General features: G+C 72.3%; 9 protein-coding genes. 8 read left to right on the forward strand and 1 reads right to left on the reverse strand.

All coding sequences use genetic code 11. The features are described 5' to 3' along the window. Positions 1-9 precede the first annotated feature (9 nt). Both ptsP and EKD16_RS04640 read left to right on the forward strand, forming a co-directional pair. Positions 10-1,692: a phosphoenolpyruvate--protein phosphotransferase gene (ptsP, locus tag EKD16_RS04635; RefSeq protein WP_131097257.1), complete on the forward strand. Its 1,683-nt coding sequence runs from the start codon at positions 10-12 to the stop codon at positions 1,690-1,692. A 258-nt stretch (positions 1,693-1,950) separates the two neighbouring features. After that, on the forward strand, positions 1,951-3,618 hold the full coding sequence (locus tag EKD16_RS04640) for a glycoside hydrolase family 3 protein (RefSeq protein WP_131097258.1): 1,668 nt from the start codon (positions 1,951-1,953) through the stop codon (positions 3,616-3,618). A gap of 391 nt (positions 3,619-4,009) precedes the next feature. On the opposite strand, the gene EKD16_RS04645 is transcribed toward EKD16_RS04640, so the two are convergent. Continuing rightward, positions 4,010-5,209 (reverse strand): acyl-CoA dehydrogenase family protein, encoded by a 1,200-nt coding sequence (locus tag EKD16_RS04645; RefSeq protein ID WP_131097259.1) that lies wholly within the window; start codon positions 5,207-5,209, stop codon positions 4,010-4,012. Between the two features lie 210 nt (positions 5,210-5,419). Here EKD16_RS04645 and EKD16_RS04650 point away from each other — a divergent pair, with 210 nt between their 5' ends. The 6 genes from EKD16_RS04650 (at position 5,420) to prfB (ending at position 16,899) form a co-directional block, all read left to right on the forward strand. Next, positions 5,420-6,085, forward strand: a complete 666-nt coding sequence (locus EKD16_RS04650) for an HAD family hydrolase (protein WP_131097260.1) — start codon at positions 5,420-5,422, stop codon at positions 6,083-6,085. 158 nt (positions 6,086-6,243) lie between these two features. Next, positions 6,244-6,711, forward strand: coding sequence for a DUF6912 family protein (locus EKD16_RS04655; protein WP_131097261.1), 468 nt, complete (start codon positions 6,244-6,246; stop codon positions 6,709-6,711). Between the two features lie 1,026 nt (positions 6,712-7,737). Beyond that, the gene (pruA, locus tag EKD16_RS04660) at positions 7,738-9,366 is read left to right on the forward strand and encodes an L-glutamate gamma-semialdehyde dehydrogenase (protein WP_131097262.1); all 1,629 of its coding nucleotides are present in this window, start codon (positions 7,738-7,740) and stop codon (positions 9,364-9,366) included. A gap of 273 nt (positions 9,367-9,639) precedes the next feature. Then, positions 9,640-10,344, forward strand: a complete 705-nt coding sequence (locus EKD16_RS04665) for an HAD family hydrolase (RefSeq protein WP_207391429.1) — start codon at positions 9,640-9,642, stop codon at positions 10,342-10,344. A gap of 406 nt (positions 10,345-10,750) precedes the next feature. Further along, positions 10,751-15,697, forward strand: coding sequence for an NAD-glutamate dehydrogenase (locus EKD16_RS04670; RefSeq protein ID WP_131097264.1), 4,947 nt, complete (start codon positions 10,751-10,753; stop codon positions 15,695-15,697). A gap of 83 nt (positions 15,698-15,780) precedes the next feature. Beyond that, positions 15,781-16,899 carry a peptide chain release factor 2 gene (gene prfB, locus EKD16_RS04675; RefSeq protein ID WP_131097265.1) on the forward strand — a complete coding sequence of 373 codons (1,119 nt, stop codon included), beginning with the start codon at positions 15,781-15,783 and terminating at the stop codon, positions 16,897-16,899. Positions 16,900-17,001: the final 102 nt, after the last annotated feature.

Consider the following 17,001-nt stretch of genomic DNA (forward strand, 5'->3'; position numbering starts at 1 on the left):
AGGGAGAGCATGCCAGAGACTCTCAAGGGCGCGGGGGTCAGTCCCGGTGCGGGCTACGGCCCCGCCAAACGGCTGGTCCGCGACGTTCCCCAGCCCGATCCCGACGCCCGCCACGGCGGCGACGCCGCCGCCGAGGCCGACCGCGCGGCCGCGGCGATGGAGGAGACCGCCCGCGACCTCTCCGAGCGTGGGGAACGCGCCGGCGGGGACGCCGCCGAGGTGCTCAACGCCCAGGCGCTGATGGCCCGCGACCCTGCCCTGGCCGACGACGTGCGCAAGCGTGTCGACGCGGGCGCCTCGGCCGCGCGCGCGGTCTCCGAGGCGATGGCGGTCTACCGCCAGATGCTCGCCGGGGCGGGCGAGTACCTCGCCGCCCGCGTGGCCGACCTCGACGACGTGCGCGACCGGATCGTGGCCCGGCTGATGGGTGCTCCGGTACCCGGCGTTCCCGACTCCGACGTCCCGTTCGTGCTGGTCGCCGGGGATCTCGCGCCTGCCGATACCGCCGTGCTCGACCCGGAGCGGGTCGTCGCGTTCGTGACCCGCGAGGGCGGCCCGACCAGCCACACCGCCATCCTCGCCCGTTCCCTGGGTCTGCCCGCCGTGGTCGCCTGCCCTGGTGCCGACACCGTCGCCGAAGGCACGATGCTGCTGGTCGACGGCGCGACGGGCGAGGTCGCGGCCGATCCGGAGCCGGGAGCCGTCGAGGCGGCCACCGCGGCCTCCCGCGCCCGTGCCGCCGCCGCGGCGCAGAGCACCGGGCCGGGGCGCACCGCCGACGGGCACGGCATCCCGCTGCTCGCCAACATCGGCGGCCCCAAGGATCTACCGGCCGCGCTGGAGAACGGCGCCGAGGGTGTGGGGCTGTACCGCACCGAGTTCCTGTTCCTCGACCGCGCCGACGCCCCCGGCCACGAGGAGCAGGTCGCCGCCTACCGGACGGTGCTGGAGGCGTTCCCCGGCGGTCGGGTCGTGGTGCGCACGCTCGACGCCGGCGCCGACAAGCCGCTGGAGTTCCTGCCGGCCGCGGCGGAGGAACCCAACCCGGCGCTGGGCGAGCGGGGGCTGCGGATGATGCGCCGACTGCCCGAGACCCTGGACGCCCAGCTGTCCGCCCTGGCCGAGGCCGAGCGCGACACCGGCGCGTACCTGCAGGTCATGGCACCGATGGTGACCGACGCCGAGGACGCCGCGTGGTTCGCCGCGGCCGCCGCCAAGGCGGGTATTCAGCACGCGGGGGTGATGATCGAGGTCCCCGCCGCCGCGCTGCGGGCCCGCCACATCGCCACCCACGCCGACTTCTTCAGTATCGGCACCAACGACCTCACCCAGTACGCCTGCGCGGCCGATCGCGAGACCGCCGGTCTGGGCCGGTTCCAGGACCCCTGGCAACCCGCGGTGCTGGACCTGGTCGCGGCCTCGGCGTCGTCCACCGCCGAGGCGGGGCGCAGCTGCGGCGTCTGCGGCGAGGCCGCCGCCGACCCGCTGCTGGCCTGCGTGCTCACCGGGCTCGGTGTGACGAGCCTGTCCATGGGCGCCTCGGCGCTGCCGCTGGTGCGCGCCGCGCTGGCGCGCGTCGAGCTGGCCCAGTGCCGCGCCGCCGCCGAGGCCGCCCGCGCGGCCCGCGGTCCTGAGGAGGCCCGCAAGGCCGCCGCTGAGCAGCTGCCGGGGCTGGCCGAGTTGGGCCTGTGACGCCGTGAGGGGTGCGGGCCGGCCCGAGTCCGGCTCGCACCCGGGCACCGCAGGCGTCGCCGCGGCCTCTGCGGCGGTCCGAGCCCGGTGTTCGCCTCGGTCGCCGCGTCGTCTCCCGTGTGCCGCGCCAGGCGCTATCGTGGGGCGGGCCGCGACCGGCGTGTGCGCGCCGCCCCGCCGCCGCGCAGCACCGGGCGCCCGGTCTCCGCGGTCTTCCCCCGACGTGCCGTTGTTCCGCTGTGCCATCGGAAGGTCCGCATGCCGCTTCGCCGCCTGTCCGCGCTGCTGGGCACCGCCGTGCTCGTCCTGACCCCTGCGCTGTCGGGGTGCAGTCAGGGGGCGGCCGGCCCGCCCGGCTCGGCCCCGGACTCGCCCGACTCGTCGCCGACCGGCCCCGACTCGGCGCAGCAGGCGCGGCGGCATCTGTCCGAGATGTCGCTGGAGGAGAAGATCGGCCAGCTGATGGTGCTGCTTCCGCAGGGCACCACCGCCGAGGAGAACGCCGACCTGGTGTCGACCTACAACCCCGGCGGCCTCATCTACTTCCCGGAGAACCTCACCGGCCCCGAGCAGATCGCCCGCCTGTCGAACGGGCTGCAGGAGGCGGCCGCCGACAGCGGGGCCGGTGTCCCCCTCTTCCTCGGCATCGACCAGGAGCAGGGCACGGTCGCCCGGCTGCCGGTCGGCACGCACTTCCCCGACGCCATGGCGGTGGGGGCGACCCGCGACACCGCGCACGCCGAGGCGCTGGCCGGCGCCACGGCCGCCGAGCTCACCGCCTTGGGCGTCAACCTCGACTACGCGCCGGTCGCCGACGTCAACACCGATCCCGACAACCCGGTCATCGGCATCCGATCCTTCGGCTCCGACCCGGGGCTGGTCTCGAAGATGGCCACGGCCGAGGCCGCCGCCTTCAGCGAGGGCGGCGTGGTCCCCGTCGTGAAGCACTTCCCCGGACACGGTGACACCGACGTCGACAGCCACACCGGGCTGCCCGTCATCGACAAGCCGCGCGAGGAGTGGGAGAAGGAGGACCTGCCGCCGTTCCGCGCCGCCGTCGAGGCCGACGTCGACGCGATCATGACCGCCCACGTGCTCATCCCGGCCCTCGACGACTCCGGCGAGCCGTCGACCCTCTCGCCCGACGTCATCGGCGGCATCCTGCGCGACGAGCTGGGCTACGACGGAATCGTCACCACCGACGCGCTGAACATGGAGGGCGTGCGCCAGACCCACTCCGACGGCGAGGTCGCTGTGCGCGCCGTGCTCGCGGGGGCCGACCAGCTGCTGATGCCGCCCGACCCGCAGGCGGCCTTCGACGCGCTGCGAACCGCCGTGCGGGAGGGCCGCATCAGCACCGAGCGCCTGGACCGGTCGGTGCTGCGCATCCTGACCGCCAAGGTCGAGCGAGGACTGTTCGACGCCGAGCCCGTCGGCGCGGCGTCGGCCGCCGAGGCCGTAGGAACCCGGAAGCACCGTGCCGCGGCGCGCGACCTCGCCGAGGACGCGGCGACGCTGCTGCGCAACGAGGACGGTGTACTGCCCCTGTCCGAAGGAGCCACGGTCAGTGTCACCGGTTCCGGCGCCGAGGAGATCGGAGCAGGGCTGGAGGAGCTGGGCTACACGGTCACCGCCGACCCCGCCGCGGCGGACGCGGCCGTGGTGGGCACGACCGGCGCCGAGCAGCACTCCCGGGTTGCCGCGGCCGAGGCCACCGGCACCCCGGTGGTCGTGGTGGCCCAGGGCAGCCCCTACGGCATCGCCGGGCTCGGCAGCGCCGAAGGTTACCTGGCCACCTACTCCGCGGTCGGCGCCTCCCAAGCCGCCGCCGCGCGCGTCCTCGCCGGCGAGGTCTCCCCGTCGGGGAAGCTGCCGGTGGGCATTCCCGGTACCGGCCTGGGGTTCGGCGACGGGCTGTCCTATTAGTAGTACTTCGTCAAGTTCCTGAATTCCGTGTGCCGACCTGGTCGACTCGGGGGTGCGGTCTCCGGCCCCGCCCGCGCATGGCGTGGCGCGCCGACGGCGCCTCGGGTCTGTTGTGCGGCCGTGGCACCGGGCGGGTGGCGGGTCGCCTGAGCTGAAAAGCGGCGGCAACGGCGGCGGCCCCTCCCGCCCGCGCGGGCGGGATCCCGCTCCCGTGGCCGGGCGGGGCGGCGCGCGGCGATTGGATCCGGTCGGCGTCCATTGGGCGGGAATCACCACGTCCAAGGCCGATCCGTGGTGATTTCCGCGCGTTGGACGCCGCGAAACCCGACATAATGGACGCGCAGGCGACCTCATCCGCGACCACTTCTGGCCGGCCTCCGGGCAGCTCGGGTCAGCCGTAGCGCTTCGCCTCCTGCCGGGCCAGGGCACGCAGGTGGACCTCGTCGGGTCCGTCGAAGATCCGCATGGCGCGTGCGTGGGCGTACATCTCCGCGAGCGGGTAGTCGCCGCTGACCCCGGCGCCCCCGTGCACCTGGATGGCGCGGTCCAGCACCTCGACGGCCACCCGCGGTGCCGCCACCTTGATCGCCGAGATCTCGGTGCGCGCCTCCTTGGTGCCGCGGTTGTCGATCAGCCAGGCCGTCTTGAGGACCAGCAGCCGCGCCTGCTCGACGGCCAGCCGCGACTCCGCGATCTGCTGCTGTACGACGCCCTGGGCGGCCAGCGGCTTGCCGAAAGCGACGCGCTCCTCCGCGCGGCGCACCATCAGCTCCAGCGCGCGCTCGGCCATGCCGATGGCCCGCATGCAGTGGTGGATGCGGCCGGGCCCCAGGCGGGCCTGGGCGATGCTGAAGCCCTCGCCCTCGCCGGCGATCAGGTTTGCGGCGGGTACCCGCACGTCGGTGAACCGCAGTTCGCAGTGGCCCTCCTGGTCCTGGTAGCCGAAGACGGGCAGGGAGCGCACGATCTCCAGGCCGGGGGTGTCGCGGGGGATCAGGATCATCGACTGCTGCCGGTGCGCGGGGCCCTCGGGGTCGGTCTTGCCCATGACGACGAAGATCTCGCAGCGCGGGTCGGCGGCTCCGCTGATCCACCACTTGCGCCCGTTGACCACGTAGTCGTCGCCGTCGCGGACGATGGAGGTGGCGATGTTGGTCGCGTCGGAGGAGGCGACATCGGGCTCGGTCATGGCGAACGCCGAGCGGATGCGTCCGTCCAGCAGCGGCTCCAGCCACCGCTCGCGCTGCTCGGCGCTGCCGAACATGTGCAGCACCTCCATGTTGCCGGTGTCGGGCGCCGAGCAGTTCAGCGCCTGGGGCGCGAGCACGGGCGAGCGGCCGGTCAGCTCGGCCAGCGGCGCGTAGTCGGTGACGCTCAACCCACTGACGTCGGGCAGGAACAGGTTCCATAGGCCGCGTCGGCGCGCTTCGGCCTTGAGGTCCTCTACGACCGGCGGAAGGCTGTGATCGTCCCAGCCGGCGTCGGCGCGCTGGCGGTGGTAAACGGGCTCGGCCGGGTAGACATGCTCGTCCATGAACGCTTGCAGCTCGGCCATGCGGTCGCGGGCGGTGGCGCTGAGATCGAAGTCCATGACCGCAGTATGCCATCCGACCGACCGGTCGGTACTGTCTGGTGCGGCGGTGCCGCCGCAGGCCCGCCGCCCCGTGTCCGCGGCCGGGATACCCGGTCGGGGGATTGGCTGGACCGCCGCCGGGGAAGAAACCGTCCCCCGGCGCCTCCGGTGCGGGTCGCGCCGGGGCCTGCGCCCGAGACCGGGCGCCCTTCGAGGGATGGAGCGAGTATGTCCGACACGTGCCGCGCAATCATCACCGACTGGGGCGGGGTGCTGACCTCCCCGCTGCGCGAGACCATCACCGCCTGGCTGGCCGCGGACCGCATCGACGACGCCCGTTACCGCCGTGTCATGCGCTCCTGGGTCGAGGGCGCCTACGCGGGCGGAGCCGTGGACGGCAACCCGATTCACGCGCTGGAGCGCGGAGAGATCGACACCGGCGAGTTCGAGCGGATCCTCGCCGCCGAACTGCGGCTGACCGACGGCGGACCCGTGCCCGCAGCGGGACTGATCAAGCGGATGTTCTCCGGTTTCCACCCGGTCGAGGAGATGTACACGGCACTGCGCCAGGCGCGCGGCCAGCGGGTGCGCACCTGCCTGCTGTCGAACTCCTGGGGCAACGGGTACCCCCGCGAGCGGTTCGCCGAGACCTTCGACGCGGTCGTCATCTCCGGCGAGGTGGGCATGCGCAAGCCCGAGCAGGAGATCTTCGCCCACGCCGTCGAGCTGACCGGCCTGCCGCCCGAGGAGTGCGTGTTCATCGACGACATGGAGCACAATGTGCACGCGGCCGTCGAGCTGGGGATGACCGGCATCCTGCACCGCGACCCCGCCGAGACGCGGCAGCGGCTGGCCGAGACCTGCGGCATCGAACTGGATCCGATGCCCTCCTGAGCCGCGCACCGGCCGCGGGCGGCGGATCGGTGCGGGGCGGGCGGTCCCGGTCTCCGGTGACCGCCCGCCGTGCCGCCCGCCGGCCGCGCTGGCGGCTGTGGAACACTTGCACGGGCTTTGGCCCCTCCGACCGACGCGACACGATCCGCGAGACCACCATGCGCATCTACCTGCCCAGCACCTTCCCGGGGCTGGCCGCCGTGCTCGACGCCGGCGAGATCGGCCCGGCGCCGCTGACCGCCTTCGCCGTCACCGAGCGGCTCGCCGGAGTCGGCGCAGCGGACGACGACGAAGAGTTGGAGTACGAGGCGCTGAGCGGCGCCGCCGCGGCCTCGCTGCGCCTGCTGGCCGCCGACCCCGGCGCGCCGCGTCGCCGCGCTGTGATCGCCGCCGAGGCGCCCGCGGCAGTGGTCGGACCGTCCGCGGCAGCGGACGACCACGCCGCCGCCGTCACCCTCACCGGAACGGTGCCGCTCAAACGCGTCGCCTCCGTGCACGTCGACGCGCCCGAGGCCGAGGAGGCGGTCGCCGCGGCCGCCGCCGATCCGGACGCCGGCATCAGCGAGGAGCACGAGCTGCTCTGGTACGCCACTCAAGAGCTGCCCGACCTGCTCGGACGCCGCTGAGTCGGGTCGGGTGCTCGCCGGTGGCGCGCGCGACGGGGCGGCGTTGGGCCGCGGCGGGCCGGTCGGCGCGGCTTGGCCCGTCTATCGCGAACTTATGGTCGCAGGTAAGCGTATTCCGCGGCCATAAGTTCGCGATAGACGCCGGGTGAACCGGCATACCGGACATACCGGCGCCGGTTGGCCGACGTGGTACCGCCGTGTTGTGGCCGGACCCGCACCGGGCGGAGGCCGCGCGGCGGGGTGCGGTCGCGGGCGCCCGCACGGCCCCGGTGGTGCGCCGGATCGGGGGCCGAGGTGGCGACGACACGTCGCTCGTGGCGCCCGAGCGCGGCCTCCGGGTGCCCCACCCCCGATGGGGTGGACTTTTGGGGGTCTATGCCCGTTTTGCGGGTGGCCTCGGCGGGCGCGGTGGCGACGAGGTGCACGAAAAGTCGACGTCAGGGGCGTTCTTTGTGCCATTCGGTGCGCCTCGTGCGCCCTCGCCGCCGCAGCGCGGCTGCGAGCCCACCGTGAACTCGGGCATCAGTGGGCAAAACACCCCCCGTTGTTTCGTATCGCGGAATGACAATGCGAGGACAGCACCTCGGGGCGACACCGAGGCGGATGCCGCCGCACGTATGTGCATCTCGTGGCCCCGACCCGGCTGCCCGACCGCCGCCCCGCCCACCGCAGGCCCGGCCCCGCCGTCGTCGCCGCCCCGCCGCACGCCCAACCGGCGAGCACCCGGCCCGTTGGGCGCGGGCCAAGCCCTCCGCCACCGTTGCCGCCGCTTTTCGGTCAAGTCCGCCCGTCGCCGGGCAGATCGACAAGGCCGCCCAGTGGACCCGAGCCGCCCTCGCCGGAGAGGTTTTAAGCGGTCCGCCGCCCCGCGCCGCCACCCGCTCGGACGCATTCGCCGCCCGGCGATTACCGACCCGGTGGGTGCGGGTATGCATCATCGCGTGGCGCCCGGCGCCGGGACCCGCGCACACCCCGCGCCCGCCCCGACCGGGCCCCGCCGCCGTACCCCGATCGGGAGGCAGTGCGATGGATGCCGTGACCGACGTTCCCGTACCCGTCAACGAGCCCAACCTGACCTACGCGCCGGGAACTCCCGAGCGGGTGGAGCTCGAAGCGGAGATCGCGCGCCAGTCGGCCGAGGAGACCGAGATCCACCAGGTCATCGGCGGTGAGCGCAGCCTCGGCGGCGGTGAGCTGATCCCGGCGCGCAAACCCCACGGGCACGGCCACGTGCTGGGCCGGATGAGCAACGCCACCTCCGGCGAGGTCCGCCGGGCGATCGAGGCCGCCCGCGCCGCCGCGCCCGCCTGGCGGGCGATGTCCTTCGACGACCGCGCCGCCGTCCTGCTACGGGCAGCCGACATGCTCGCCGGGCCGCACCGCGCCCGGGTCAACGCCGCCACCATGCTGGGCCAGTCCAAGTCGATCCAGCAGGCCGAGATCGACGCCGCCTGCGAACTCATCGATTTCTGGCGCTTCAACGTCTCCTTCGCCCGCCGCCTCTACGCCGAGCAGCCGATTTCCGTCCGCGGGGTGTGGAACCGGCAGGAGCTGCGGCCGCTGGAGGGCTTCGTCCTGGCGATCACCCCGTTCAACTTCACCGCGATCGCCGGTAACCTCCCCACGGCGCCCGCGCTGATGGGCAACGTCGTGGTGTGGAAGCCCTCGCCCACCCAGACCTACTCCGCCCACTACGTGATGCGGGTGCTGGAGGAGGCGGGCATGCCGCCCGGCGTGATCAACATGGTCACCGGCGACGGCCACGCGGTCTCCGAGACCGCCCTGGCCCAGCCCGATCTCGCCGGCATCCACTTCACCGGCTCCGTCGGCACCTTCCAGCACCTGTGGCGCACCGCGGGCGAGCACATCGCCGAGTACCACTCCTATCCGCGCATCGTCGGCGAGACCGGCGGCAAGGACTTCATCGTCGCCCACCCCTCGGCCGACCACGGCGTGCTGCGCACCGCGCTCATCCGCGGGGCCTTCGAATACCAGGGCCAGAAGTGCTCGGCCGCCTCCCGCGCCTACATCCCGCGCAGCGTGTGGTCGTCGCTGCGCGACGACCTGCTCGACGAGGTCCAGCAGCTGACCATGGGCGACGTCACCGGCGACGTGTCGACGTTCATGGGCGCCGTCATCGACGACCGCGCCTTCGCCAAGAACGCCGCGGCCCTGAAGCGGGCCCGGGACACGGGCTCCATCACCGTGCTCGCGGGCGGCGGCGCCGACGACAGCGTCGGCTACTTCGTCGAGCCCACGGTGCTGGAGTGCACCGACCCCGAGGACGAGGTGTTCCACACCGAGTACTTCGGCCCGATCCTGGCGGTACACGTCTACGACGACGACCGCTACGACCAGGTACTGGCGCAGATGGCCGACATCGCGCCTTATGCGCTGACCGGCGCGGTCATCGCCCGCGACCGCGACGCCATCGCCCGCGCCGACGCCGCCCTGCGGTTCTCCGCCGGCAACTTCTACATCAACGACAAGCCCACGGGCTCGATCGTCGGCCAGCAGCCCTTCGGCGGCGCCCGCGCCAGCGGCACCAACGACAAGGCCGGCTCGGTGTTCAACCTGGCCCGCTGGGTCAGCCCGCGCGCCATCAAGGAGGCGTTCGTCCCGCCGACCGACTGGCGCTACCCGCACATGGGCTGACCGGCCGACGTCTCCCAGGGGCGACGGGAGTGCGGGGCCTCGGAGCGGGGAGCCCGCCGGCGGCATGGACTACGGTTGTGGCGCGGCGCCCCTCGCAGCGTCGGCGCGGTGCCTCGCGGCGTTCCGGCGCAGCCCCCTGCCGCGGGCGGCGGTCCGAAGGTGCTGAGGCGCCTGTGGACGCCGCCGTCCGGGCGGTTCCGGCGTGCGGCAGAATTGTGATGAAATGCCCGCACGCCCTTTCCCCCTGAGGAGACTGCCATCAGCCGGCTGGTGTTGTGGAATATCGACCTGACGCTCGTCGACGTCGCCCAGGTGACCCGCGCGGCCTACGCCGAGGCGTTCGAGCGGGTGACGGGCGTCCCGCTGGTGTATCTGGCGTCCACCGGCGGCCGCACCGACTCCGAGGTCTTCTTCGAGTTCCTGGCCCGCAACGACGTGCGGCTGGAACCGGGTGAGGAACCGCTGTCGGACTTCATCGACGCGCTGGGCGAAGGCTTCGCGCGCCGTCGCGACCAGCTCACGGCGCGCGGCCGGGCCATGCCCGGCGCCCAGGCGGCGCTGGCGGCCGTGGCGGGGCTGGAGGACACGGTGCAGACCGTGGTGACCGGAACGATCATGTCCAACGCCGTCGCCAAGCTGGCGGCCTTCGGCCTCGACGGCTATCTGGATCTCAGCATCGGCGGGTTCGGCTCCGAGCACTACCCCAAGGCCAGCCTCATCCAGTTCACCCGGATGCGCGCCGCCCAGGCCCACGGTTCCGACTTTCCCGAGTGGGCCACCGTCTACATCACCGACTCACCGCGCGACGTCGAGGCCGCCATCATCGGGCACGCCACCCCCGTCGCGGTGGTCAGCGGTTCGGCCACCGAGTCCCAGTTGCGGGCCGCCGGCGCGAAACACGTGCTGGAGGACCTCACCGACCCCAAGCGGCTGCTCGGGGCGGTGCGCGAGGCCACCGCCGTGGCGGGCGCGGGGTGAGCACCCCGTCTACCCGCGTCGGCGGCCCCGCTCACTCCGGTGACCGGCAGCGGCCGCGGCCCTTGCCGTCAACGGCCCCGCGCGTACCTTGTACGTGGGGCATCCGCGTTCGCGCGGTTGCGCAATCCGCTCCTTACCGCCGATACGCACAGTTAACGGTGTTGATCACAAATCCGCGGGACCCGAACCAGTAACCTGGGCCGCGGCGGGGCCGGACAACGGAGTCCGGCCGGCGAACCGCACCTGTGCGCACAGGATTCCCGCCCCGGCGACCACCGGAGCGGGACCGGAACCCGGGCGCCCACACTCGGCGTCCGACAACTGCAGAAGGACCCCGACGTCCCGCCGAACCGCTTCGCCGGTCCGGGGCTGCCCCCTAGGACTCACAAGGGAGTGAGGTCGCACGATGTCCGGCCAGTCAGACGCCGTTCAGGACCGATTGCTGCGTGACGCGGTGGCGCACTGCTCCGATTGGCCCCGGTTCACCGGCGACGGCGCCGGCGATCCCGCGGGGATCGAGCGGTTCCTCGCGAACTACTACCGCCACGTCGCCACCGACGAACTGCAGGAGCGCGGCCCCGCCGGCATCTGCGGCCCGGCAGCGGCCCACCTGGGGTTCGCTCGGCACCGGCCCCAGGGTCGGGCGAAAGTGCGCGTGTACACTCCCGACCGCGACCGGGACGGCTGGGAGACCGGGCACTCGGTCGTGGAGATCGTCACCGACGACGCCCCCTTCCTGGTCGACTCGGTCACCATGGAGCTCGGCCGCCGCCGGATCGGCTACAACCTGGTCATCCACCCGCAGCTGCGGGTGGCACGCGACGTCGCCGGCGGCCTGCACGAGATCGAGCCCGCGCCCGACGCCGACCCCGACGGTCTGATCCCGCTCCAGGAGTCCTGGATGCACCTGGAGATCGACCGCCTGAGCGGCCCGACCGCCCACAAGGAGCTCGCCGACGACCTCGAACGCGTGCTCGCCGACGTGCACAACGTCGACGCGGACTCCGGCCGGATGCGCCGCCGGGCCCTGCTGCTGGCCGACGAGATCGCCGGCTCCGCCGACCGCCTGGCCGCCGCGGGCGTCGACGCCCGCGAGATGTCCGAGAGCGTGGAGTTCCTGCGCTGGGTGGCCGACCGCCACTTTCACTTCATGGGTTACCGCGAGTACACGCTGGTCAGCGCCCCGGCGGAAGACACCGCCGACGCCGACGCCGTCGGCACCGGCGCCCCCGCCGACTCCGACGAGCCCGGCGAGCGGCTCGGCCTGAGCCCCCGCGCGGGCACCGGACTGGGACTGCTGCGCGCCGACGCCTCCGTTTCCGAGAGCTTCGCGGCACTGCCGCCCGAAGCCCGCGCCAAGGCCCGCGAACCCCACGTGCTGGTGCTGACCAAGGCCAACTCCCGCGCCACCGTGCACCGCCGCAAGTACCTCGACTACATCGGCGTCAAGCGCTTCGACGAGCAGGGCCGCGTCGTCGGCGAGTACCGCTTCCTGGGCCTCTACACCCACGAAGCCGTCACCACGAGCATCGCGCAGATCCCCATCCTCAAGCGCAAGCAGGCCGAAGTGCTCGACACGGCCGGCTTCGACCCCGACAGCTACGACGGCAAGGACCTCATCGAGATCCTGGAGGGTTTCCCGCGCGAGGAGCTGCTGCAGACCTCCGTCGACCAGCTCTACGACATCGTGCTCGGGGTGCTGCGCCTGCGCGAGCGCCGCGGAACCAAGCTCTTCCTGCGCCGCGACCCCTACGGCCGGTTCATGTCCTGCCTGGTCTACATGCCGCGCGACCGCTACAACACCGATGTGCGGCTGCAGATCCAGCAGGTGATGAGCCGGGCGTTCGAGGGCGCCACCATGGACCACGGCGTCACGGTCGGCTCGGCGCCCTTTGCCCAGCTCTACCTGGTGGTGCGCGCCGAGCGCGGCAGCATCCTCGCCGACGTCGACCACGCCGCGTTGGAGGCCGAGGTCGTCGCGGCCACCCGATCCTGGGACGACGACCTCTCCGACGAACTGCGCGCCCGCTTCGGCGCCGACCGCGCCGGCGAGCTGCACCACGGCTACGGCTCCGCGCTGCCCGAGGGCTACAAGGTCGACACCCCGGCCTCCGTCGCCGTCGACGACATCTACCGGCTCGACGTGCTCGGCGGCGACGAACTGGCCGTGAACCTCTACCGCCCGGCCGCCGCCGAGCCCGGCGAGTGGCGGCTCAAGGTCTACCGCAAGGGCGACCCCATCTCGCTCTCGCGGGTGCTGCCCCTGCTGGAGCACATGGGGGTCGAGGTCCGCGACGAGCGCCCCTACGGCGTCGCCGGCACCGAGACCGGGCGCGCCTGGATCTACGACTTCGGGTTGGCGCCCGTCACCGACGCCGTCGAACTGCCGCCCAACCGGCTCAAATTCCTCTTCGAGGAGGCGTTCACCGCGCTGTGGCAGGGCCGCGGCGAGTCCGACCGGTTCAACGCCCTGGTGATCCGCGGCGGCCTCGACTGGCGCCAGCTGACCATCCTGCGCGCCTACGCCAAGTACCTGCGCCAGACCGGCAGTACGTTCAGCCCCGCCTACATCGCCGATGTGCTCGTGGCCAACGTGCACATCGCGAACCTGCTGGTGCGGCTGTTCGAGTCCCGCTTCGACCCCGAGCGCGAAGCCGGGCGCGAGGAACGCAGCGAGGCCATCACCGAGGAGATCCGCGGCGAGCTGGACGCCGTGGCCAGCCTGGACCAGGACCGCATCCTGCGCTCGTTCCTGGCCGCCGTCGAGGCCACGCTGCGTACCAGCTACTACCAGGGGGGCGGCGAGTCCCCCAAGCCCTACCTGGTCTACAAGCTCGACCCGCGGGGCATCCCCGACCTGCCCGCACCGCGCCCGCGCTACGAGATGTACGTCTACTCGCCGCGGATGGAGGGCGTGCACCTGCGCTTCGGCACCGTCGCCCGCGGCGGGCTGCGCTGGTCCGACCGCTTCGAGGACTTCCGCACCGAGATCCTGGGCCTGGTCAAGGCGCAGACCGTGAAGAACTCCGTCATCGTGCCCAGCGGCGCCAAGGGCGGCTTCGTTTGCAAGCAGCTGCCCGCCGGCGGCGACCGCGAGGCGGTGCAGGCCGAGGTCGTCGCCTGCTACAAGCAGTTCATCAGCGGGATGCTCGACGTCACCGACAACCGGGTCGGCGGCCGGGTCGCCCACCCCGACCGGCTCGTGCGCTACGACGGCGACGACTCCTATCTGGTGGTCGCCGCCGACAAGGGCACCGCCACGTTCTCCGATATCGCCAACGGCATCGCCGTCGACCGCGGTTTCTGGCTGGGCGACGCCTTCGCCTCCGGCGGCTCGGTGGGCTACGACCACAAGGCGATGGGCATCACCGCCCGCGGCGCCTGGGAGTCGGTCAAGTACCACTTCCGCGAGCTCGGCGTCGACGTGCAGAACGAGGACTTCACCGCGGTCGGGGTCGGCGACATGTCCGGCGACGTCTTCGGCAACGGCATGCTGCTCTCCGAGCACATCCGGCTCGTCGCCGCGTTCGACCACCGCCATGTGTTCCTCGACCCCGATCCCGACCCGGAGCGCTCCTTCGCCGAGCGGCGGCGCATGTTCGACCTGCCGCGCAGCACCTGGGCCGACTACGACACGCAGACGCTCTCCGCCGGGGGCGGCGTGTACTCGCGCACCGACAAGTCGATCGCGATCACTCCGCAGGTCCGCCAAGCGCTGGGCATCGGCAGCGACGTCACCGCACTCGCCCCCTACGAGCTGATCCGGTACATCCTGGCCGCGCCCGTCGACCTGCTGTGGAACGGCGGCATCGGCACCTACGTCAAGTCCTCCGCGGAGTCCGACGCCGACGTCGGCGACAAGGCCAACGACCCCCTGCGGGTGGACGGCGCCGATCTGCGCTGCAAGGTCGTGGGCGAAGGCGGCAACCTCGGTCTCACTCAGGCCGCGCGGATCGAATTCGCCCGCAACGGCGGCCGGATCAACTCCGACTTCATCGACAACTCCGGCGGTGTGGACACCTCCGACCACGAGGTCAACATCAAGATCATGCTCGATCGCGAGGTCGCCAAGGGCGATCTCACCAAGGACGAGCGCGACGAGCTGTTCATGAGCATGACCGGCGAGGTCGCCGATCTGGTGCTGGACAACAACTACGCGCAGAACGTGGTGCTGGCCGCGGCCCGCAAGCAGGCCGGCTCCATGATGCACGTCCACGCCCGCTACATGCGCCGCCTCGAACGCGAGGGCCTGCTCAAGCGCAAACTGGAGGAGCTGCCCGACGACGAGGAGATCGCGTCGCGGCGCAGCGCGGGGGAGGGATTGACGGGCCCGGAGTTCGCCACCCTGCTCGCCTACACCAAGATCACCCTCAAGGACGAGGTCGCCGGCTCCGATCTGCCCGGCGACCCCTACCTGCGCGAGACGCTGGTGGAGTACTTCCCCACCGCGCTGCGCCGGCGCTTCTCCGACGTGATGCCCGAGCACCCGCTGAGCCGCGAGATCGTCGCAAACCAGGTCGTCAACGACATGGTGAACCGCGGCGGCACCACCTTCGCCTTCCGCATCGGCGAGGAGCTGGGGGCCGCGCCCGACGACATCGCACGCGCCTACCTGGTGGTGCGCGAGGTCTTCGGGCTGCGCGAGCTGTGGCACGAGATCGAGCATCTGGACCACTGGATCGACCTCGACGTGCAACTGGCGCTGCTGCTGGAGGTCCGCAAACTGACCGAGCGCGGCGCGCGATGGCTGCTGCGCAACCGCAAATCGCCCTTCGACGTCGGCGAGGAGGTCGCCTTCTTCGCCGAAGGCGTGGCCGAGATCGTCCCGCAGCTGCCGCGGCTGCTGCAGGGCCGCGACCTGCGCATGTTCACCGAGCGGCGCGACCGCTTCACCAAGGACGGCGTGCCCGAACAGCTGGCCGAGCGGGTCGCGGGCATGGTGCCGGCCTACTCGACCTTCGACCTGGTCTCGGTCGCCCACCGCACGCAGCGCCCGCTGCCGCACGTCGCGGAGGTCTACTTCGACCTGGCCGAAAGCCTGCAGATCGGCTCCCTGCGCGAGCGGATCATCGCGCTGCCGCGTACCGACCGGTGGGTGACCATGGCCCGGGCGGGACTGCGCGACGACCTTTATGCCGCCCACGCGGGTTTGACCCGGGCGGTGCTGCAGAGCGGCGAGGAAGGGGAGCCGCCGGACGCGCTGCGCCGGCGCTGGCTGGAGCGCAACCGGGTGGCGGTGGAGCGCTCGGAGCAGACGATGCGCGAGATCCGCGAGGCCGACCAGTTCGACCTGGCCACGCTGTCGGTGGCGCTGCGCTCGGTGCGCTCGCTGCTGGTCTCCGCCGAGGAGTGACCCCGCGCCGCCCGGGTCCGCTGCGACCCGGGCGGCCGCGGCCGTGGCAGGCAGTGCGCGTGCGACACCCTAGACTTGAGCACGTGGCAGACCTAGACCCCGCAGACAAGATCAAGGAACTCTCGTCGACGCTGGCGAGTGTGGAGGCCGTCGTCGACCTCGATGCCAAGCAGCGCGAGATCGAGGAGCTGCGTGAGCAGGCTGCCGACCCGGAGCTGTGGAACGACCCCGACCAAGCCCAGCAGGTCACCCGCAGGCTGGCCCACCTGGAATCCACGGTGAGCAAGGTCGGCACGATCCGCCGCCGGCTGGACGACCTGAGCGTGCTCTACGAGCTCGCCGCCTCCGAGGACGACCCCGACACCCGTGCCGAGGCCGATAACGAGCTGGAGACGCTGCGCTCCGACGTCGGCGATCTGGAGATCCGCACCCTGCTCAGCGGCCCCTACGACGAGCGCGAGGCGCTGGTGAGCATCAACTCCCAGGCTGGCGGCATCGACGCGGCGGACTGGGCGCAGATGCTGCAGCGCATGTACCTGCGCTGGGCCGAGCGGCACGGCTACCCCACGCAGATTTATGAGACCTCCTATGCCGAGGAAGCCGGCATCAAGTCCACGAGCTTCGTGGTCAAGGCCCCCTTCGCCTACGGGACCCTGCGCGGTGAGCACGGCACCCACCGGCTCGTGCGGATCTCGCCGTTCGACAACCAGAACCGGCGCCAGACTTCGTTCGCGGGAGTCGACGTCGTCCCGGTCGTCGAGCAGAGCGACCACATCGAAATCGACGAGAACGAACTGCGCATCGACGTCTACCGTTCCAGCGGCCCGGGCGGGCAGAGCGTCAACACCACCGACTCCGCGGTGCGGATCACCCACCTCCCCACCGGCGTCGTCACCACCTGCCAGAACGAGAAGAGCCAGATCCAGAACAAGGCCACGGCGATGGGGATGATGCAGGCCAAGCTGCTGGAGCGCAAGCGCCGCGAGGAGCAGGCCGAGATCGATGAGCTGCGCGGCGAGACTTTCAGCAGTTGGGGGACGCAGATGCGGAACTACGTGCTGCACCCCTACCAGAGCGTGAAGGACGTGCGCACCGGCGCCGAGAGCGGCAACACCCAGGGTGTGCTCGACGGCGAGATCGATTCGTTCGTCGACGCCGAGATCCGGTGGCTGCGCAGCCACGAGGGCGGCGGCGAGAGCTGACTCGCGGGGGCGGTGCCGTGTGGTCGGCATCGCCCTGCCGGCGGCCGATCACGACCCGGCGGTATACGTGAACGTTACCACCGATTGACACTTCCGATATGC

The sequence above is a fragment of the Streptomonospora litoralis genome, assembly GCF_004323735.1.
Lineage (GTDB): Bacteria > Actinomycetota > Actinomycetes > Streptosporangiales > Streptosporangiaceae > Streptomonospora > Streptomonospora litoralis.